The organism is Pontibacter ruber (assembly GCF_023630205.1).
GTDB lineage: Bacteria > Bacteroidota > Bacteroidia > Cytophagales > Hymenobacteraceae > Pontibacter > Pontibacter ruber.
On record NZ_JALPRR010000001.1, the window covers coordinates 369,315 to 388,753 of the forward strand.

Sequence of the window (19,439 nt, forward strand, 5' to 3'; positions counted from 1 at the left end):
GCCGGTTATGACACATAACCGGCGTTTTTTGTATCTTCCCTCCTCACCTTTTATACTTGACATGACACACAGTTTACTTCTAAAGTATGGCCGCGCCCAGAGCAATGGTCTCTGGCTGGCTATACTTGTATTGTTTCTGGCAACAGGATGTGCCCGGGGTCCTGAAAAGGCCGCCCAAAAAACAGGCACTACCGCCTCGAAGGCCATGGTGGTTTCCGCTTACCCGGATGCCTCGCGTATTGGCCTGGAGATCCTCAGAAAAGGCGGGAACGCCTACGATGCCACCGTGGCTACGCAGTTTGCCTTGGCCGTCTGCTTTCCGGCAGCTGGTAACATTGGCGGGGGCGGCTTTGTGGTGTACCGGCACAACACCGGCGAAATAGGCAGTTTAGACTTCCGGGAAATGGCTCCTGGCGCAGCGCACAAAGACATGTACCTCGACGAGGCCGGCAACCCGATCGACGACCTGAGCAAATTGGGGCACCTGGCAGCCGGTGTTCCGGGCGCTGTAGACGGCATGGTGAAACTGCACCAGAAAATGGGCTCGTTGCCATGGCGTGATGTGGTGCAGCCAGCCATAGACCTGGCCAAACGAGGTGTTATATTTACAGCCAAAGAAGCCGCCGGCCTCAACAACAATAAAGAAGACTTTGTAAAGTATAACAAGCACCTGCCTTACCTGGTAAAGCAAACCGAGTGGAAAGCCGGTGACACGCTCTTCCACCCTGATCTGGCCCGTACCCTGGAGCGCATCCGCGACAAAGGCCGCGACGGCTTTTACGCCGGCGAAACAGCAGACCTGATCGTGCAGGAAATGCAGGCAGGCGGCGGCATCATCACCAAACAGGATCTGAAAAACTATACTTCGGTTTGGCGCACCCCGGTAGTGGGTACCTACAAAGATTACAAGATCATTTCGATGGGACCGCCTTCCAGCGGTGGGGTGGCCTTGCTGCAGCTCCTGAACATGGTAGCACCTTACGATCTGAAGAAGTATGGCTGGCAACAGCCCAACACCATACAGGTAATGACAGAAGCCGAAAGACGCGTATACGCCGACCGCGCTACCTACCTGGGTGACCCGGATTTTGTAAAGGTGCCGGTTAAAGAACTGCTGCAGCCCGATTACCTGAAGGCCCGAATGTCCGATGTCAGCCTCGAGCATGCCACGCCTTCTTCTGCTGTGAAAGCCGGAGAGTTTGCTTTCCACGAATCAGAGCAAACCACCCATTTCAGCATTGTGGACCAGGCTGGTAATGCGGTTTCGGTGACCACCACCATCAACGGCAGCTATGGCTCTAAGGTAGTAGTGCAGGACGCTGGCTTCCTGCTCAACAACGAGATGGACGATTTTAGTGTGAAACCGGGTGTGCCAAACATGTATGGCCTGGTTGGTGGCGCAGCCAATGCCATTGGACCAGGCAAGCGCATGCTCAGTGCCATGACCCCGACCATCGTGGAGAAGGACAACAAACTGTATATGGTAGTAGGTACACCGGGTGGTTCTACGATCATCACACAGGTTTTCCAGGCCATCCTGAACGTGATAGAACACGACATGACCATGCAGGAAGCAGTAGCCGCGCCGCGCTTCCACCACCAGTGGCTGCCTGACGAGATACAGCACGAACCCAATGCGATCTCACAGGAAGTGCGTGCCATACTTACCGGCAAAGGCTACAAGCTGAAAGAACGTGGCCGCTTTGGCCGTATCGATGCCATCCTGGTACGACCGGATGGCACCATGGAAGGCGGCGCCGACCCTCGCGGAGACGACGTGGCCATGGGCTTCTAAGCTATACTTTATACTTTAAACCAAAGAGGCGCAGCTACTATAGCTGCGCCTCTTTGGTTTATACTTTGTTTCTGATCTTAATAGCCTCTTCTTCGCTTTTCGATAAAGCCTGCTACATAAATGCTCACGGCAGCCAGCCCGGTGGCGCTCATCAGGCCGAAGAGCAGCGAGCGACGTTGCAGGGCCTCTTTTCCGAGTTTAGCGGTTGTTTCCTCGTCCGGCATGGCGGCCTGCAGGAACATGCGGGTGGTCTGTGCCATCAAAGCAGCAGTTGCCACCACAGCAGCATGTGCTACGGATTTGTTTCCTTTCTTCAGGCCATTACTTAAAAGCAGCAGCGAACCTCCCACAGCCGGTGGTATAAGCGCTGTTTTTGGTCTGCTCTTGTTCAGGAAGTAACCAGCCAGTCCTGCCCCGATCAGGGTAGCAGCATGTATGTTGTTGATGATATGCGGTTTGTCTGTCATAGCGTTCTCTTTTGTCCTTTTTCCTTTACCGCATACTTCTGTAACAGGTTATACTTACATCGCTCATCAAGTATAAAAACCAGTAAAAGCAAAACGGCCTGCCACAAGTATGGCAGGCCGTTTTCAAAGTATAAATTCTATAGATTAGTTCTTCACCATGCGGGTCTGGTATACTTCGTTGCCTGCAACCATCTTCAGGATGTACATGCCGTTGCGCAGGGTAGCCGTACGTGCGTTCAGTTGCTCCTGCACGCTCTGCTGATCGCCCGTTAGCTCAAATAACTTGTTGCCTTCTGATGTCAGAACAGTCAGTGAGATAGTTTCGAGGGTGCTGATCGTCTCAGGCAACATCAGGTTGGCGTTGTTACCGCGTGTCGGGTTAGGGTACACACGGAAAGCCAGCTCCTGACCGTTGGCAACACCTACCGGGATGTCGTTCTCACGGATGGCCAGCGTGAAGTTACGTGCAGCGCCGATACCCAGATCCGTGCTCACGCCATTGATCGAGAACGTTACCTGCTCGGTTGGCTCTACCAGTTTGTCATCTACCAGTGTCACATCAAAAGAAGTGGTAGTAGCGTTGGCTGGTATGGTTACCATGAAAACGTTGTTAGCAGCAGCAGGCACTGTACTGTAGTCAGCGGCAGTTGCTGTCGCATTCTCTTCTACCGTAAAATATACCGTGTGTGGCTTCGCCTGTGGCTCAGACAATGTCAGGTTCACAGAGAAAGTACCCGCGTCTTCTGCTTTGGCTACATAAGCTTCAGAGAACGTAACGGCAGGTGTACCGGTAAAGCTGAAACGGGCCGAAACCGGTGCATGGTCGGAAGTAGTCGCTCTGTAGCTCGGGATGCTGTTTACCAAACCGTTCTCGATCTGGATAGACTCCTCTACATACTCATCGTTCAGAGACTTGGAAATGATGATGTGGTCGAGGAAGCTTCTGAAAGAACCGGAAGCATAGGTATACTGACCAGCCACACTCAAATCATAGGTCAGGGCTCTGTAGTTGTTGTCTACTACAAACGGCGCCAGCGTAGACGGCAAATTGTTTACCACCGATACATCCACGTCGTCGTTCATGTCGCCCATCATCACCAGGTTGATGTCCGGGTATTGCGCTGTAAGGCTATCTTTCAATACCTGGATGTCATACTTGCGCTGGTTGTAAGGCGCCACGTTCGTGCCTGAATTGGCTCTGGTGTGCAGGTTAACCAGGTGCAGGCGCTGCGTTACGCCGTTCATGGTAGCTTCCACTTCTACCATGTATGGCAGACGGCCGCTGGCCCAGAAGCTGGTCTGTGAGCTTGGGTAGTTTGGCAGTGTAGCAGTACCGGCAATTACATCGTTATACAGTTTCTGCAGCAGTACCTTCTGGCTCTTGATCTTCACCACGTCCTTTTTGTAGGCGATCACCAGTTTCTGCGGCACCAGGTTGCGGCTTGGGTCCCATGAATAAGACGTCACATCCGACTTCACGAAATCGTAGCCGTTCAGCTCGCTCACCAGTTTGGCAATGGCTTCGTCGTTGGCTACTTCCTGGAAGGCAAAGATATCAGCGTTCAGGTCCTGTAGTAGTTTTTTGGCGTTCTGGAACTGCAGCTCTTCATCTTCCGGACCAAGCTCAGCACCTCTGTCGTCTTTGTCAGCCCCAAACCATTCGGTGTTCCAGGTCACAATGTCCAGCGTGCTGCTCTTCGGTAGAGACGAACCAAGCAGGCTGCCTTTTACCACAGAGAATTCGCCGCTGGTAAAGGTGATGTTGCCGGCAATCTTAAGGGCCGTTGTGCCTGGCTTGAAGCGAACAGAAACGGTGTTCTGTGCACTAGCTTCGGCTGAAGTATAAGTAAGTGCTGAAGTATAAGTTCTACCGTCTTTCGAAAGTTCGAAGCCGGCAGAAGCCGTTAGCGTAAGTGCCTCGTTGAAGCCGGCCGCTTTAAAGGTAAAGGCCTGCGGCGCAGAAGCATTTGGCACTTCCACTACACCAAAGTCATAGTTGAAGTCGCTTACCACCAGCAGCTGGTTTACGTTCTCTACAGCGAAATCATCTACTGTCCAGCGGGCAGAACCGTCTACAACAGCTTCTGAAGTATAAACAAAGGCAACATGCACCGAAGCACCTTTATAGTCAGAAAGGTCTACTACCGACTGCTTCCATACATCCGAAGCCGTGGCCGGGAAATCACCGTTCAGCTCAGTCCAGGCAGCGGTTGCCGGAGCGCTTACACCGTCGTAATTAGTAGAAACCATCAGCTTCATGCCCGGACCTTTGAAAGCGGTTCTGGTCCAGAAAGAAAGGGCAGCAATGTTAAAGTCCGTCAGGTTCAGCGACGGCGAGATCAGCCAGTCCTGGTTATCGCGGGAGCCACCGCTGTAGCCGTTTATCTGCACGGCGCTGTTGCGCGGGCTTTCTTCAGTTTCTCTGCCAAATGTCGTGCAGGCCCAGTTCTGGTCACCTGCAACGCTGTAGGCTTTCCAGCCGCCTGGAAGCGAAGTACCGCAGTTGTTGAAGTTCTGTGCAAACGGGCTAACCGCCGTAGCTGTCACTTCGGTTACCACAGGCGCAATGCCAGCTCCGGAGTGGGTGATAGTGCCGGTAAGGTCGCCAGCAGTGGCCGGAGTAACTTGTACATACACCGTTGGATTAGCCTCCAGCTCGGCGGCAGTGAAGCTCAGGCTGCTCGCAAAGCCAGTGGTCGCTGCTTTCGACAGCGTAAACCCACCGGTAGCAGTCAGTTGCAGCGAGCCTGTAACGTTAGCCGTGGTAAGGTTGTAGGAAGTAACGGTTGTCTGATTCAGCACCACGTCGCCGAATGCCAGGGAGGCAGGCACCAGCACACTCGGCTGTTTGCTGTCGCTCAGGCTCTTCACCTCCACGTTATCCACTGCAAAACTTGGTCTGGAGCCACCGCCGCTGATCTGGCGGCTGGCCCAGCGCAGCTGCACCACTTCCTGGTTGTTCGCTTCTTCCGGCAGTGTAATAGTAAAAGTTTCTACTTTCTGAGGTTCGGTATTACCGCTGGTCGTGAATTTCACCTCGTTGTTGCGGTATTCGGTGCCTTCCACGTTCGTGAAAGCGCCGCTGGTACCAATGCGGTACTGCAGCACCACCTCGTTGATACGGGTATTGGTGCCGCCGTCGTACGGGTTACGCAGGGTCATCATGTCGAAAGACACGTTAACCGTAGATTTCTGCAGGGTATTAATGGCAAATGCTACGCTCAGGTCCACGCTACCGCTGTTCAGGAAGCCGATCTTGCCGTTGTAGTTGTGCACAGCACCGTTGGTGGTAGTGGAGGTGCTGTTTGCCAGCATGGCTCTGTCTGCAGTCGGAGCAGTTGTCCGGAAGCTGGAGCCGGGACTGGTGCTCAGCAACCATCCCTGCCAGCCATCTGGATAGGCAGTGGCAGCATGCGGCAGATCCGAGAAGTCCTGGGTGTAGGGCAGGCTCTGCGGCTGCGGGTTTGATTGCGCCCATGCACTGCTGCTGCCAAAAAGGCATGAGCCAAGCACCACAAGCGCAAAACGCTTTTGTAAATGTTTAAACATACGTACGGGTTATTAATTTGGAATTGATTTTCAGGAAAGATCGAAGCACAACGTGCTGGGTTACATCTGCTTCGGGCATACAAACGATAGCGTAGGAATGCATGCACAAAGCTACAAAGATGTAGGTAATCTTATATTATGAAATCATTAAATATAGTAAATATTTATACTTTATACCCGATTGGGTACAAGTATAAACTCTGCACTTAAAAGCCGGGAGTAAATCAGATTTTGGCAAAAGCCTGCTCCAGATCTTTGATGAGATAATCCGATTCTTCCAGGCCAATGTAAAAACGAATCAGGTTGAAAGGCAGCGAGGATTTATAGTTGCCTGAGGAATAGGAAGCCGACACCGGGTAGATCAGCGACTCGTGCCCGCCCCAGGAGGCTGCCATTAAAAAGTGCTGCAGGCTGTCGCAGAACAGGTCCACCTGCTCGATCTGATTTGTTTTTAAAACAATGGAGAACTGGCCTGTGTTGTTGCGCATCTGCTTTCTGGCCAGTTCATACTGCGGATGTGAAGGTATAAAAGGGAACAGGATCTGCTCTACCTTCGGGTGCTGCTCCAGGTACGCCACCACCTGCCTTGTGGTAGCCGCTATGCGCTCCATACGCACTGGCAAGGTACGCAACCCGCGCAACAGCAGCCAGGCATCGTGCGGCGAAAGTATAGCTCCCAAGGTCATAAACTCTCCTTCGAATATTCTATTCACCACCTCCCGTTTGGCGCAGATAATGCCTCCCATCACATCCGAATGTCCGCCGATATACTTGGTAGCTGAATGTACTACTATGTCTACGCCCATCGCGATCGGGTGCTGGTACAGCGGCGTGGCAAAGCTGTTATCGATGATGGTGATCAGGCTGTGCTCGCGAGCAATGGCCACCACGGCGGCAATGTCCTGCAGCTCGAACGTAAAGGAATTGGGGCTTTCCAGGTATAAAACCCGGGTATTCGGCTGAATGGCATTTCTGTAGTTCTCCGGATTGGTGCCGTCTACCATGGTTACTTCTACTCCGAAACGGGGCAGAAATTTACGCATCAGCGCATTGGTCCAGGAATAGGGTTTCTTTACGCAAACGATGTGGTCGCCGGCTTTTACCTGCGAAAGCACCGCCGCCGATACCGCCGCAATGCCGCTGCCGAAGGCGATAGCATGCTCGGCTCCTTCCAGCGCCGCGATCTTCTGCTCCAGCATGGTAACTGTCGGGTTGTTGCCACGGGTATAAAAATGCACTTCCGCCTCGTGCTGCAGCATATCGCGCAGCTTGGCTACTGTGTTGCATGCAAAATTGCTGGTCTGGATAATAGGAGGCGCAACGGCGTTAAAGTACTGCTCCCGGTCCTCGCCTAGCTCATTCAGAATGTAAGAAATGTCCATACCTGTAGTGTATACTTTCCCTCCCCTAATACTCTTATTTTGAGGTGTATGTTTTGCCTGTGCTCAAGTGCTATTGGTGTTATTTATACTTAGTGATTCGACAGAAACAGGCGCTGAATTCTGTTCGCTAAGCACCTGTTTATGAGGCAGTTCATTTGCCTGAAAATTTTTTCTCTTATCAATTGTAACTTATTGATTATCAACAAAATATAATCAACATTTTATCGATTTTAACAGCTGTTTTTGCAACTGATAAGCTGCTGAAAATGTTGTGTATACATGAAAGAGAGAGAAGAAGAAAACGTATTTTCGATATACCCCGAAGAGCAGAAACCGGTCGATAAAGAATGGCAGAAATCCATTCCGGCACAGGTGTTCCTGAACTACTTCTTTGCCATCAGCTACCACATCAACCATTTTGATGGAACAGGTCTGGAGCAGCTTGCTTTCTTCCGCGAAACACCGCCTGAGCTATCGGAGCAGGATGTGGAAGCGGTGAAGCAATTGCTGCTGAACAGCTGGAGCACCGAATATGCGTTGCGTGCCACCGCTGAGCTGGGCGATACCGACTATATCAAGAATGCGCTGCACTGGACCTTCCCGCAGGCATACTATGCGGTATTTGCTTCGCTGCAGGCCTTCCTGTACACGCGCAATGTCAGGTCCAGCAACGAAGCACTAGTTATGCGGGAGGCAGGCCGCCTGGTGGTGAAGAATGCATACCCGCAGGCGATGAGTTTTTATGCGTCTGGCCACTACGACGACTTCAATGTGAACCGTTTGCCGTTGGCGCATTATAAGCCGGGCCTGCAGATAGCAGGAAAAGAACTGGAGGCACAGGCACAGATCGGGCAGTTTCTGCGCACTACCCGCCGCATGAAAGCAAAAGCGGTAAGGCAGCAGTTGCAGGCTAACCCGACCACAGCCATCCGCAGCAGCCGCACCGGCGAGGTGCTGACTAAATTCGGTCCGCAGCACTGGCAGCAGCTAACCTGGCGTGTTGGCTATACCACGCTCTTCGACCTGCTGTCGAGGTTGCGTATTTCCTCCAGCCACCGCGAGATCGAGCGCTTTGTGCAGTCAGAGATTGATTTCAAGCTGTTCCACCAGTCGTTGCTGGAGATCGTGAGCTACCTGAACGGCATACACGAGTGCTACGTGGCACAGGCCATGGGCTTGCAGCAGTACGAAGAGTTTGTGCAGCAACTACCAGCATACCTGCAGAACTCGTTCGTGACTACCCGCCTTCAGGACAAGGTGCAGCCTCTGCTCCAGGACCGCAACCTGCGCCTGGGAGCAGCCGCTTAAGCAGGCATATATCTACCAATATATACCGAGAGCCAGCAGGCATTGCCTGCTGGCTCTCTTTTTACCGTCAAGTATAAAAAAGCAAAAGTCCTGCGGCAGGTGCCGCAGGACTTTACGCTATCAACTAAACTTACAATCCTTTACATTACAAAGCACCCGCCTTGATCTCGTCCACTACTTCCGGATCAAGCAAAGTGGAAGTATCACCCAGGTTGGATGTGTCGCCTTCAGCTACTTTGCGCAGGATGCGACGCATGATCTTACCGGAACGGGTCTTCGGCAAACCACTGACGATCTGAATCTTGTCCGGCTTGGCAATCTTACCGATCTTTTCCACTACGGTTTCGATGATCTCGGCACGCAGGTAATCTTCGCGTTCAGGTTTTTCTTTGCAGATCACAAAGGCATAGATGCCTTGTCCTTTGATGTCATGCGGAAAACCCACCACAGCCGACTCTACCACGTGCACGTTATGGTTGATGGCATCTTCGATCTCGGCAGTGCCGAAACGGTGGCCGGAGACGTTGATCACGTCGTCCACACGGCCGATGATGCGGTACAGGCCGTTCTCGTCGCGTTTGGCTCCGTCGCCGGTAAAGTATAAACCTTTGTAAGTAGAGAAGTAGCTCAGGCGGCAGCGTTCGTGGTCGCCGTAAGTAGTGCGGATGATGCCCGGCCAAGGAAATTTCATGCACAGGTAGCCTTCCACTTCATTTTCGGTGATCTCCTTGCCTTCGGCATCAACCAGGATAGGTTGTATACCCGGCAGCGGGAAGGCCGCATGGGCAGGCTTGATTGGTGTAACGTTCGCCAGCGACGAGATCATGATACCAGCAGTTTCGGTCTGCCACCAGGTATCTACCAGCGGGCAACGCTCCTTGCCCACGTGGGTATGGTACCAGTGCCAGGCCTCCTCGTTTATCGGTTCGCCTACGGAGCCCAGCACCTTCAGCGAGTCCAGACTGTAGGAAAGCACGTTGTCGATATCGCCGCTCATCAGCGAACGGATGGCAGTTGGGGCGGTGTAGAAAATAGAGACACCGAACTTATCGCAAATCTGCCAAAAGCGGCCCATATCCGGATACGTTGGCACGCCCTCGAACATCAGCGTAGTAGCACCGGATAACAGCGGTCCGTACAGCAGGTAAGTATGGCCAGTGATCCAGCCGATGTCGGCCGTACACCAGTACACGTCGCTTTCTTCGTACTGGAACACGTTCATGAACGTATACTGCGCATACACCATGTAGCCGCCACAGGTATGTACCACTCCTTTTGGCTTGCCCGTCGAGCCCGACGTATAAAGTATGAACAACATGTCTTCAGCGTCCATTTCCTCGGCAGGACATTCCTTACTCACATCCTTCACCTCATCGTGGTACCACACGTCGCGGCCTTCCACCATGTTCACGGCCCAGCCCAGGCGCTCTACCACAATCACTTTTTCTACGGATGGGCAAGTCTGCAGCGCCTCATCCACCACACGTTTTACCGGAATCTGCTTGGAACCACGGTTCAATCCATCCGAAGTAAGTACCATTTTGGCACCGGCATCGTTGATCCGGTCGGCCATACTTACAGCAGAGAAACCGGCAAAAATTACGGAGTGGATCGCACCGATACGTGCGCAGGCCAGCACGGCAAAGGCCAGCTCCGGAATCATGGGCATGTAAATGCACACACGGTCGCCTTTCTGCACGCCATTCTTTTTCAGCACGTTGGCAAACTGGCATACTTTCTCGTGCAGCTCGCGGTACGTATAGCGCACAAAACGCTCCTTCGGATCGTTAGGCTCCCAGATCAGGGCCAGTTTGTTGCCGCGGGTTTTCAGGTGGCGGTCCAGGCAGTTTTCCGTAATGTTCAGTTTTCCGCCTTTAAACCACTTCACGTTAGGCTCCTCAAAATTCCACTCCAGCGTAGTATTCCATTTTTTATGCCAGGTAAAAGTGCTGGCTATATCACTCCAGAATCCTTCCGGATCCTCTACGCTACGCTTATATGCTTGCTGATATTCTTCAAAAGTTTTGATCTGATTGTTTATCATGACTCTGAGTAAGTTTAGTTTGTGTTAAGGTTTTTATGTAAAAAGGCATTCCCGATGTTCCGGTCTCTCAGGCAATCGTGTATTTCAGTAAGTATAGCCGGATCGTCGATAGTGGACGGTATGGCATAATGGTCGCCATCGGCGATGTTGCGCATGATCTTGCGCAGTATCTTGCCGGATCGGGTCTTGGGCAGGCGCTTTACGATCAGGGCATTTCGGAAATAGGCTACCGCGCCGATCTTCTCCCGAATCATACTTACCAGGTCCTGTTCGATCTCGGCTTCGCTGATCGTCTGGCCGTCTTTCAGCACCACCAGCCCTATAGGCCGCTGGCCGCGCAGTTCGTCGGCGATACCGATCACAGCACACTCGGCCACTGCCGGATGCGAAGATACCATTTCCTCCATCTCGCCGGTAGAAAGCCGGTGGCCTGAAACGTTGATCACATCGTCGATGCGGCCCATGATGTACACGTAACCATCTTCGTCGATATAACCGCCGTCGCCTGTCATGTAGTAGCCCGGGAAGCGCTCCAGATATGATTTAAAGAAGCGCTCGTCGTCTTGCCACAGCGTTGGCAGGCAGCCCGGAGGCAACGGCAGCCGCACCGCTACATACCCTTCCTGATTTGCGATCAGTTCCTGCCCTTCTTCGTTCAGGATCTCTACCTGGTAGCCGCAAACCGGTTTTCCGGCAGAGCCCGCTTTGGAAGTATGGCGCTCCAGCCCCACCATGTTCGCTACCATTGGCCAACCGGATTCGGTCTGCCACCAGTGGTCGATTACCGGTACTTTCAGCAGGTCCTTGGCCCAGTAATAGGTGGCAGGGTCGCAGCGCTCGCCGGCCAGGAACAGGTATTTCAGCGATGGCAAGTTATACTTTTGTTTATACTTTCCGTCGGGATCTTCTTTTTTGATAGCGCGAATGGCAGTTGGCGCCGTGAACAGCACCTTCACCTCATGCTCCTGGATAATGCGCCAGAAGGTGCCGGCATCCGGGGTACGTACCGGCTTGCCCTCGAACAGCACAGTAGCGCAGCCATGGATGAGCGGCGCATACACCAGGTATGAGTGGCCTACGGCCCAGCCCACGTCCGAAGCCGCCCAGAACACATCTCCGGAATCAACTCCATAAACAGCTTTCATGCTATACTTCAGCGCCACGGCATGGCCGCCGTTGTCACGCACAATACCCTTTGGTTTACCCGTAGTGCCGGAAGTATAAAGTATGTACAGCGGGTCGTGCGCATCAACGGGTACGCAATCGACAGGCTCGGCATTTTGCAGCAGCTCCATGTAGTCGAGGTCGCGGCCCGGCAGCATGTCAGCATGCACATAGGGGCGCTGCAGGATGACGGCATGTTGTGGCTTATGCTTGCTGTCGCTGAGGCCCTTGTCGAGCAGCGGTTTGTACGGGATATGCTTGTCGAATTCAATACCACAGGAGGCAGAGATTACGACCTTCGGCTTGGCATCATCTACGCGCACCGACAGCTCGTGTGGCGCAAAGCCCCCAAACACCACGGAATGTATGGCACCCAATCGCGCACAGGCCAGCATGGCAATCACCGCCTCCGGAATCACGGGCATGTAGATTACCACCGTATCGCCTTTGCCTACCCCAAGGCTGCGCAGGGCACCAGCAAAGCGGGCTACCAAGTCGCGGAATTCGCGGTAGGTATACTTGCGGATGGTGTCTGTGACCGGAGAATCGTAGATCAAGGCGGTCTGATCGGCCCGGCCGTTTTCCACGTGGTAATCCAGGGCCAGGTAAGCGGTGTTCAGCTTGCCTCCTTTAAACCAGCGGTAGAATCCTTTCTCGTCTGTGGTCAGGACCTGCTGCGGCTTTTCGTACCAGGCAATTTGCCCGGCCTGTTCTCCCCAGAAGCCTTCCGGATCGGTTATACTTCTGTTGTAGGCTTCGGCATACGGGCTGAAGGATTTGGTTTTGGTCTCCATAGTATTCCTTTTTAAGTTTTAGGTCAGCTCTCCGATAACTCTTTTATCTTATCCATCAGGAAGCGTGTGGAAAACGGCTTGGGTATGTAGAGGTCGGCCCCTACTTCGTAGCCTTTTTTAATATCCGCTTCCTTCGTCTTGGCACTCAGGAAAATCACCTTCGCGTCGTTCATTCCATCTTTTGTACGGATGTGGCGGCAAACTTCATAACCGTCTACATCGGGCATCATAATATCGAGCACCACCACGTTGGGCAGCTCTTTGTTTACGCTGTCGATGGCCTCGGTACCGTTGCGTGCAATAAAAACCTGGTAGCCATTTTTGCGCATCAGAAATTCAAGTGGCATGAGTATACTTGGTTCGTCATCCACTACCAACACTTTCAGTTTCTCTTTACTCTTAGTCATAATTCTATACCGTAGCCGGCGCTGTTACTTTTACCGGCAGCACAAACGAAAACCTGGCACCTTTGCCTGACTCGCTTTCTACCCACATCCTCCCCTGGTGCGATTCAATAATCTTTTTGCTGATGGCCAGCCCCAGCCCGCTCCCTTCCGGCTTGCGGATCGTCTGGTTGCGGGCCTGGTAAAACTTGTCGAAGATCTGCTTGTGAAACTCCGGATCAATGCCTTTGCCGTTGTCCACCACATTCACTTTCACGTCGCCATCGATAAAATAACCGGAGATGATGATCTTACCCTGTACAGGATTGCAGAACTTGATAGCGTTGGAGATCAGGTTCACCATCACCTGGATCAGGCGGTCGCGGTCGGCCTGCACCAGCGGTAAGTTTTGCTGCACATCCACTACCAGGTCAATGTTTTTCTCCTGCACCAGCTGCTCCAGCGCCTCCACCGATTCTGCAATTACCTCCTGCATCTGCACTGGAGCAAGGTTCAGTTTCTGCTTACCCGACTCAAAGCGCTCCAGGTCCAGCACGTGCGTGATCAGGCGGCTCAGGCGCTCCGACTCCTTCACAATCGTGTGCAGGAAATGCTCCCGATCCTCCTGTTCCATCTCAGGGTTATCGTACAGAATCTCGGACAAGGCGCGAATCGACGTAAGCGGCGTGCGCAGTTCGTGGGTAACGGTTGAAAGAAATTCATCTTTCAGCTCATCCAACTGCTTGAGGCGCTCGTTGGCACTGCGCAATTGCTCGGTTGCCTTCCGCAGCTCCATCGATTTGCGCCGCAGTTCGTTATTCATCGAGATCAGTTGCTGCGATTCGTGCAGAATATGCAGCACCTCGTCTATACTTATCTCCTCCTCTTTCGCCACCGACGAAACCATGATGCGTGCCGAAGAAGAGCCGATCACACCGGCCAGCAGTTTCTCGGCATAGTTTACCAGTTTCGGATCGGCTTTTCCGGTCTCATCCACCAGCCCCGGGTATTTTCGATGAAAGTTTTTCATAGCAATTTCGGCACGGCGCTCTCCTAAAAAGTTTACCAGCAATGTTTTAATATCCGGTATGTAAGCAGTCCCTTTCCAGACAATAGAGCTTTCAAATACCGTAGAGTAGCGGAAGATGTCTACAAAAACCTCTGCCTGGTTGCGCTCCTGCGATGTTTGCCTGCTCAGCAGCGATACGCCAATGTATAAACTCACATTGAAGAACATGCTCCAAAACATGGCATGCGAAATATAATCTAAGCCCTGCAGGCCGAAAAGCTCGAAGGGTTTCAGCAAAGCAATGTCCCAGGGGCCTTCAGTAAGTATGGAAGCAGGAAGCATCCCCACCCCTACGATGGATGGCACCACCAAAGTATAAAACCAAAGTATAGCCCCGGCCACAATGCCTGCCATAGCCCCGCTGTGGGTACCTTCTTTCCAGAAAATGCCACCAATGATAGCCGGAGCGAACTGGGCCACGGCAGCAAACGATACCAGCCCTACCTCTACCAGGCTATAGTGTTCGGCTACACCCTTGTAGTACAGATAGGCCAGCAGCAGCACCAGCAAAATGCAAAGGCGGCGGCTGTACAGAAGTATGGTAGTGATTTTTTCCTGGTACTTGTTTTTAAGTACCGGCACACCTAACAGCAACGGCATGATTAGGTTGTTGCTCATCATCACGCTCAGGGCAATGGTGGCTACGATCACCATACTGGTGGCAGCCGAGTATCCGCCCAGGTACACCAGCAAGGCCAGCAGATTTTTACCTTCACTCAGCGGAATGGCCAGAACAAACATATCGGCATCTACTGCGGTGGTTTCAAAAAGCAGGTTTCCGCCGAAAGCTACCGGCAGTACAAAAACATTGATAACGAACAGGTATAGCGGGAACAGCCACATGGCTTTGTTCAGGTGCTGCTCGTTTACGTTCTCGACAACCGCTACCTGGAACTGGCGCGGCAGAAAAAGGATCGCCAGCATCGAAAGCACCACCATCCAGAACCACTGCGCATACCCGCTCTCCGCTTCAAAGGTCATCAGTTGCTGAAAGTTGGGAAGCCTGCTGGCCTGGTGCATGATATCGCCAAAACCATTGAAGACGCCATAGGTCACAAAAATGCCTGCCGCCACAAACACCACCAGCTTAAACAGCGATTCGAAAGCAATGGCAGTTACCATACCTTCGTGCCGTTCGGTTGCTTCTACGTGGCGCGTGCCATACACAATGGTAAACAAGCCCAGGCCAATGGCAATAAAGAAGGAAGAATCAGCAAACAAAGAACCTGTTGACGCCACCTCGGTACCAGTCAGAATGTCCATACTTCCGGCAATTGCCTTGAGCTGTATGGAAATGTACGGGATGATACCCAGCACACAAATGATGGTGACCACGCTGCCCAGCAGGAGGTTTTTACCATAGCGCGAGGAAATAAAATCAGCTATGGTGGTGATGCGCTGTACTTTGCAGATGCGGATGATCTTGCGCAGCACCACCCACCAGAGCGGCGCCATCAGTGTCGGGCCAATGTAGATGGCCAGGTAGCTTAAGCCGCCTGTTGCTGCCCGCCCTACCGAACCATAGTAGGTCCAGGCGGTGCAATACACAGCCATCGACAAGGCATAGATATACGGATTGCTCACCAGGCTCCTGCCCGCAGCCGATCGTTTCTCTGCCCACGAGGCCAGCCCGAACAGCAGTGCCAGGTAGCAGAACGATACACCGATAACAACCCAGTAATTCATGCGCCTGCTTTACTTTCTTGATCTTTTGGGCTCCTGCCTGGAAATAAAATAACCAATGGCCGCAATGCAAACCAACCACACCACTGTCAGGTACAGGTACAGCACGGGCACCCCGGCAACCATACTTCCTTTATTGAAGATGGAGAGCGCCGGAAAATTCAGCAGCACCATAAACAGGACACTGATGAAAAACAACCGTCTGCCTTTTACCCTGTCGCGCATGTTGAAAGTTAGAGAGTTAAAGCGTTAGAGAGTTGAATGGTTGCTTCCATAATTTCACAGAAGCTACCATCCAACAATTTAACAATTCAGTCAATTAATGATGCACTGCTGCCTCGCCGGCTCCTCGCGGTATGCGGATGTCCTCGATCAGATCCTGGATATGAACAGGTGGCGGCGGTGTCATGCGGGATATCACAAAAGATACAATAAAATTCAGTACCATACCCAGTGTACCGATACCTTCCGGAGAAATACCGAACAGCCAGTTTTCAGGTTTATTGGCCTCAGGGTTGATGAACTTAAAGTATGAGATGTACGCAATAGTAAACACCAGGCCCACTATCATACCCCAGATGGCGCCTTGCTTGTTCATGGACTTGGAGAAGATACCCATAATGATAACCGGGAAGAACGAAGCCGCTGCCAGACCAAAGGCAAACGCCACCACCTCGGCCACAAAACCCGGCGGGTTGATACCAAAGTAACCGGCAACTACTACTGCTGCTGCAGCTGCAATTCGGGCAGCGATCAGTTCCTGCTTCTCTGAAATATCCGGCATAAACGACATCTTGAGCAGGTCGTGTGAGATGGAGGTTGAGATTACCAGCAACAGACCAGCCGCAGTAGAAAGCGCTGCTGCCAGACCACCCGCTGCCACCAGGGCTATTACCCAGTTTGGCAGCTGTGCAATCTCAGGGTTAGCCAGCACCATAATGTCCTTGTCGATGGTCAGTTCGTTTACGGCAGGGTCTTTCACATACTGTATGCGGCCATCACCGTTCTTATCGTCATACCCGATCAGCTTTGTTTTCTGCCAGTTGGCTACCCACTGCGGCAGCGAAGCTATTTCACGGTTACTGGTAGTGTTCAGCATGTTATACATACCAAAGGCGCCTACGGCAGGAGCTGTAGTATAAAGTATGGCGATAAAGATGAGAGCATACCCAGCTGATATGCGGGCGTCTTTCACTCTTGGTACGGTAAAGAAACGCACAATTACGTGTGGCAGACCTGCCGTACCTACCATAAGCGCAGCCGTGATAAAGAAGACGTCTATCGTTGATTTTGTACCATCGGTATAAGCTGCAAAGCCCAGTTCGCCAAGCATGCCATCCAGCTTATCGAGCAGGTAACCACCCTCCTTCAACTCGCTACCAAAACCAATCTGCGGAATTGGGTTACCGGTAAGCAGTATGGAAATGAAGATCGCCGGTACCATGTAGGCAAAGATCAGCACGCAATACTGTGCCACCTGCGTATAGGTTATACCTTTCATGCCGCCGAGCACGGCATAGAACAGCACGATGATCATACCAATGATCACACCGGTCTCGATCTGCACTTCCAGGAAACGGGAGAACACGATACCTACACCACGCATCTGCCCGGCCACATAGGTAAAGGAGATAAAGATGGCGCAGATAACAGCTACCAGGCGGGCTGTTCTGGAGTAGTAGCGCTCGCCTACGAAATCCGGAACAGTAAACTTACCAAACTTACGCAGGTAAGGCGCCAGCAGCAGGGCAAGCAACACATACCCACCTGTCCAGCCCATCAGGTATACCGAACCGTCATAGCCCATAAACGAGATAAGACCTGCCATGGAGATGAACGATGCAGCCGACATCCAGTCGGCGGCCGTAGCCATACCGTTTGCCAGCGGACTTACGCCACCACCGGCCACGTAGAATTCTTTTGTTGATCCGGCACGCGACCAGATCGCGATACCAATATACAGGGCGAAACTGAGGCCCACGATCAGATATGTCCAAGCTAGAATGCTCATGATGTTATACTTTAAATGGTGGGTTGATTAATCTTCGTGTACATCAAATTCTCTGTCGAGCTTGTTCATCAGCCATACATAGATGAAGATGATCAGCACAAAAAAGTAGATGGCGCCCTGCTGCGCAAACCAGAAGCCAAGCTTAAAGCCGCCAAACTGTATGCTGTTCAGTTGGTCCACGAGTAGTATGCCAAAGAGGTAGGATACTGCAAACCAAAGTCCCAGAAGTGTGAACAGAATCCGGACGTTGCGTTGCCAGTATTCCTGCATTCTTGCTTTGTTATTTTCCATGATGTAAAGGTTAAGTGTTTAAGGTTATGTTAGAGATAAATCATTGTCTGCAGTGTGATCTCCGGCCTGTATTTTAGGTTGTTGGGATTAGTGAAATCCGGCCGGTTGCGGTAGTTGATGGTAACTTTGGAGTGGTGGGCTTCCATGAGGATATTAGCACCAATATCGAGCACCTTTACTGGCACTTTATCGCCGCCACTGTCGCGGAGGCCTTCAAAGCTGCCATAGCTAAAGGCACCGTATGGTTGTAGTCGTACTTTCTCGCTGACCAGGTTTTTAGGCAGCAGGTAGCCCACCTGGGCATAGCCGATATCGCCGGTGCCAACGGTTGGGTAAGCATTGCCGCGCAGTGATCCGCCAGCGGTGGCAGGATTCATGATGCCGATGTTTCGCACATTGTTTCTGCCAAAATCATAGTTATAGTACACCCCATAGGCGGTAAGGGCAGTACCGGCTTCTTTGTTTATTGGCAGATCCAGGAAGGCATCTACGCCAAACAGATCGATGTCGGATTTAACGGTAGTGGTGTCAGAAGTAATGGTGTTAATATCTGCGCGCCAGGCACCATCAGTGTTGTGCAGGAAGCCGGCACCAATGTTGAACACCCTTTTAGAGCCTAAGTAGGTACCCACCATGTAAGGCAGCAGGTTCGACTCCTGCTCCAGGAACTGGTAGTTGAAATAACCCTGGTATACTTTGTTGTTGTTCTCCGGATTGTAATTGGCTGCCACTGTAGGTTCAGTAGCGGCTGTGTTGGTAACAAACGGATCGTTTACTGCTACCCGGTAATCAAGCTTGCCGATTTTACCTTTGGCATACACACCCAGCATGCGGGCAAACTGGTCAATGGCATCGATGGTAGGCCAGTTGATGATCGGTGCATCGATGGCCATAAAGTTAAGGGTGCTGGCGTTCGTCATGCGTGAAATGCCATTCCAGTAGTGCAGGCCAGCTCCTATAGATAAGTAGTTTTCGAATATTTTGTACTCAGTCCAGGCATCGTGAATGAAGAGTTGGGGCTTTTTACCATCCAATGTCGGGTTAATGCCACCGCTCACGGCATTCTGGTTGTTGATACCAAAGTGCAGCAGCACCAGGAATCGGGGCGAGATCTGGGAATAGGTCAGGAAGCGGGAGCGTCTCAGGCCAAAATCGAAGGTATTGTCCTGTAACTCCCTGTTTCGGATAGAACCACTGTTGTTTTCATTATAGCGCATCCACACCTGATGCCACGTTATAAAGCGGATATAATGTGTACCATCCTCGTTAACAGGCAATTTTATGCCTGCGCCGTACTCTGTGGAGCCCTGTGCCAACGCACCTCCTCCTGTGCAGCAAAGCACCAGCCCTGCCGCTACTATTAGTAACAGTTTTTTCATTGACTTACAGGATGTTAAAAGGTTAGTGAAGAGGCCAGCTGTTTCCTCGTTTCTTAATCTATATTATGTATAAATTACAAAAACAGGTAAAACGCTGTATATATTTGGTAAGATGGTATA

Annotated in this window: 13 protein-coding genes; 2 read left to right on the plus strand and 11 right to left on the minus strand. The window is 52.0% G+C overall.

Annotated features, from left to right (window positions below):
- The first annotated feature begins 61 nt into the window (after positions 1-61).
- Positions 62-1,795, plus strand: coding sequence for a gamma-glutamyltransferase (gene ggt, locus MJ611_RS01510; RefSeq protein WP_377495614.1), 1,734 nt, complete (start codon positions 62-64; stop codon positions 1,793-1,795).
- Between the two features lie 77 nt (positions 1,796-1,872).
- On the opposite strand, the gene MJ611_RS01515 is transcribed toward ggt, so the two are convergent.
- The 3 genes from MJ611_RS01515 to MJ611_RS01525 all read right to left on the minus strand — a co-directional run bounded on the left by MJ611_RS01515 (position 1,873) and on the right by MJ611_RS01525 (position 7,193).
- On the minus strand, positions 1,873-2,262 hold the full coding sequence (locus MJ611_RS01515; RefSeq protein WP_250427588.1) for a hypothetical protein: 390 nt from the start codon (positions 2,260-2,262) through the stop codon (positions 1,873-1,875).
- A 144-nt stretch (positions 2,263-2,406) separates the two neighbouring features.
- Positions 2,407-5,811 carry a T9SS-dependent choice-of-anchor J family protein gene (locus tag MJ611_RS01520; protein ID WP_250427589.1) on the minus strand — a complete coding sequence of 1,135 codons (3,405 nt, stop codon included), beginning with the start codon at positions 5,809-5,811 and terminating at the stop codon, positions 2,407-2,409.
- A 224-nt stretch (positions 5,812-6,035) separates the two neighbouring features.
- Positions 6,036-7,193: a trans-sulfuration enzyme family protein gene (locus MJ611_RS01525; protein ID WP_250427590.1), complete on the minus strand. Its 1,158-nt coding sequence runs from the start codon at positions 7,191-7,193 to the stop codon at positions 6,036-6,038.
- Between the two features lie 279 nt (positions 7,194-7,472).
- Here MJ611_RS01525 and MJ611_RS01530 point away from each other — a divergent pair, with 279 nt between their 5' ends.
- On the plus strand, positions 7,473-8,501 hold the full coding sequence (locus tag MJ611_RS01530; protein WP_250427591.1) for a hypothetical protein: 1,029 nt from the start codon (positions 7,473-7,475) through the stop codon (positions 8,499-8,501).
- Positions 8,502-8,646: 145 nt separating this feature from the next.
- Here MJ611_RS01530 and acs read toward each other — a convergent pair whose 3' ends face one another.
- The 8 genes from acs to MJ611_RS01570 form a co-directional block, all read right to left on the minus strand.
- Entirely contained in the window at positions 8,647-10,545 is a 1,899-nt protein-coding gene (gene acs / locus MJ611_RS01535; RefSeq protein WP_250427592.1) for an acetate--CoA ligase, read from the minus strand.
- Positions 10,546-10,559: 14 nt separating this feature from the next.
- Positions 10,560-12,503, minus strand: a complete 1,944-nt coding sequence (locus MJ611_RS01540) for a propionyl-CoA synthetase (RefSeq protein ID WP_250427593.1) — start codon at positions 12,501-12,503, stop codon at positions 10,560-10,562.
- A 23-nt stretch (positions 12,504-12,526) separates the two neighbouring features.
- Positions 12,527-12,910 carry a response regulator transcription factor gene (locus MJ611_RS01545; protein ID WP_250427594.1) on the minus strand — a complete coding sequence of 128 codons (384 nt, stop codon included), beginning with the start codon at positions 12,908-12,910 and terminating at the stop codon, positions 12,527-12,529.
- A gap of 4 nt (positions 12,911-12,914) precedes the next feature.
- The gene (locus tag MJ611_RS01550) at positions 12,915-15,641 is read right to left on the minus strand and encodes a sensor histidine kinase (protein WP_250427596.1); all 2,727 of its coding nucleotides are present in this window, start codon (positions 15,639-15,641) and stop codon (positions 12,915-12,917) included.
- A gap of 9 nt (positions 15,642-15,650) precedes the next feature.
- Positions 15,651-15,863 carry a hypothetical protein gene (locus MJ611_RS01555; protein ID WP_250427598.1) on the minus strand — a complete coding sequence of 71 codons (213 nt, stop codon included), beginning with the start codon at positions 15,861-15,863 and terminating at the stop codon, positions 15,651-15,653.
- A 94-nt stretch (positions 15,864-15,957) separates the two neighbouring features.
- Positions 15,958-17,649, minus strand: coding sequence for a sodium:solute symporter family protein (locus MJ611_RS01560; RefSeq protein WP_250427599.1), 1,692 nt, complete (start codon positions 17,647-17,649; stop codon positions 15,958-15,960).
- 27 nt (positions 17,650-17,676) lie between these two features.
- Positions 17,677-17,940, minus strand: a complete 264-nt coding sequence (locus MJ611_RS01565; protein WP_250427601.1) for a DUF4212 domain-containing protein — start codon at positions 17,938-17,940, stop codon at positions 17,677-17,679.
- 29 nt (positions 17,941-17,969) lie between these two features.
- Entirely contained in the window at positions 17,970-19,319 is a 1,350-nt protein-coding gene (locus MJ611_RS01570; RefSeq protein WP_250427602.1) for a hypothetical protein, read from the minus strand.
- Positions 19,320-19,439: the final 120 nt, after the last annotated feature.

Excerpts from the sequence above, each read along its gene's own strand:
- MJ611_RS01530 (WP_250427591.1), top strand. The coding sequence starts at position 7,473 with ATGAAAGAGAGAGAAGAAGAAAACGTATTTTCGATATACCCCGAAGAG.
- ggt (WP_377495614.1), top strand. The coding sequence starts at position 62 with ATGACACACAGTTTACTTCTAAAGTATGGCCGCGCCCAGAGCAATGGT.
- MJ611_RS01550 (WP_250427596.1), bottom strand. The coding sequence starts at position 15,641 with ATGAATTACTGGGTTGTTATCGGTGTATCGTTCTGCTACCTGGCACTG.
- MJ611_RS01565 (WP_250427601.1), bottom strand. The coding sequence starts at position 17,940 with ATGGAAAATAACAAAGCAAGAATGCAGGAATACTGGCAACGCAACGTC.
- acs (WP_250427592.1), bottom strand. The coding sequence starts at position 10,545 with ATGATAAACAATCAGATCAAAACTTTTGAAGAATATCAGCAAGCATAT.
- MJ611_RS01570 (WP_250427602.1), bottom strand. The coding sequence starts at position 19,319 with ATGAAAAAACTGTTACTAATAGTAGCGGCAGGGCTGGTGCTTTGCTGC.
- MJ611_RS01545 (WP_250427594.1), bottom strand. The coding sequence starts at position 12,910 with ATGACTAAGAGTAAAGAGAAACTGAAAGTGTTGGTAGTGGATGACGAA.
- MJ611_RS01555 (WP_250427598.1), bottom strand. The coding sequence starts at position 15,863 with ATGCGCGACAGGGTAAAAGGCAGACGGTTGTTTTTCATCAGTGTCCTG.
- MJ611_RS01515 (WP_250427588.1), bottom strand. The coding sequence starts at position 2,262 with ATGACAGACAAACCGCATATCATCAACAACATACATGCTGCTACCCTG.
- MJ611_RS01520 (WP_250427589.1), bottom strand. The coding sequence starts at position 5,811 with ATGTTTAAACATTTACAAAAGCGTTTTGCGCTTGTGGTGCTTGGCTCA.
- MJ611_RS01540 (WP_250427593.1), bottom strand. The coding sequence starts at position 12,503 with ATGGAGACCAAAACCAAATCCTTCAGCCCGTATGCCGAAGCCTACAAC.
- MJ611_RS01560 (WP_250427599.1), bottom strand. The coding sequence starts at position 17,649 with ATGAGCATTCTAGCTTGGACATATCTGATCGTGGGCCTCAGTTTCGCC.
- MJ611_RS01525 (WP_250427590.1), bottom strand. The coding sequence starts at position 7,193 with ATGGACATTTCTTACATTCTGAATGAGCTAGGCGAGGACCGGGAGCAG.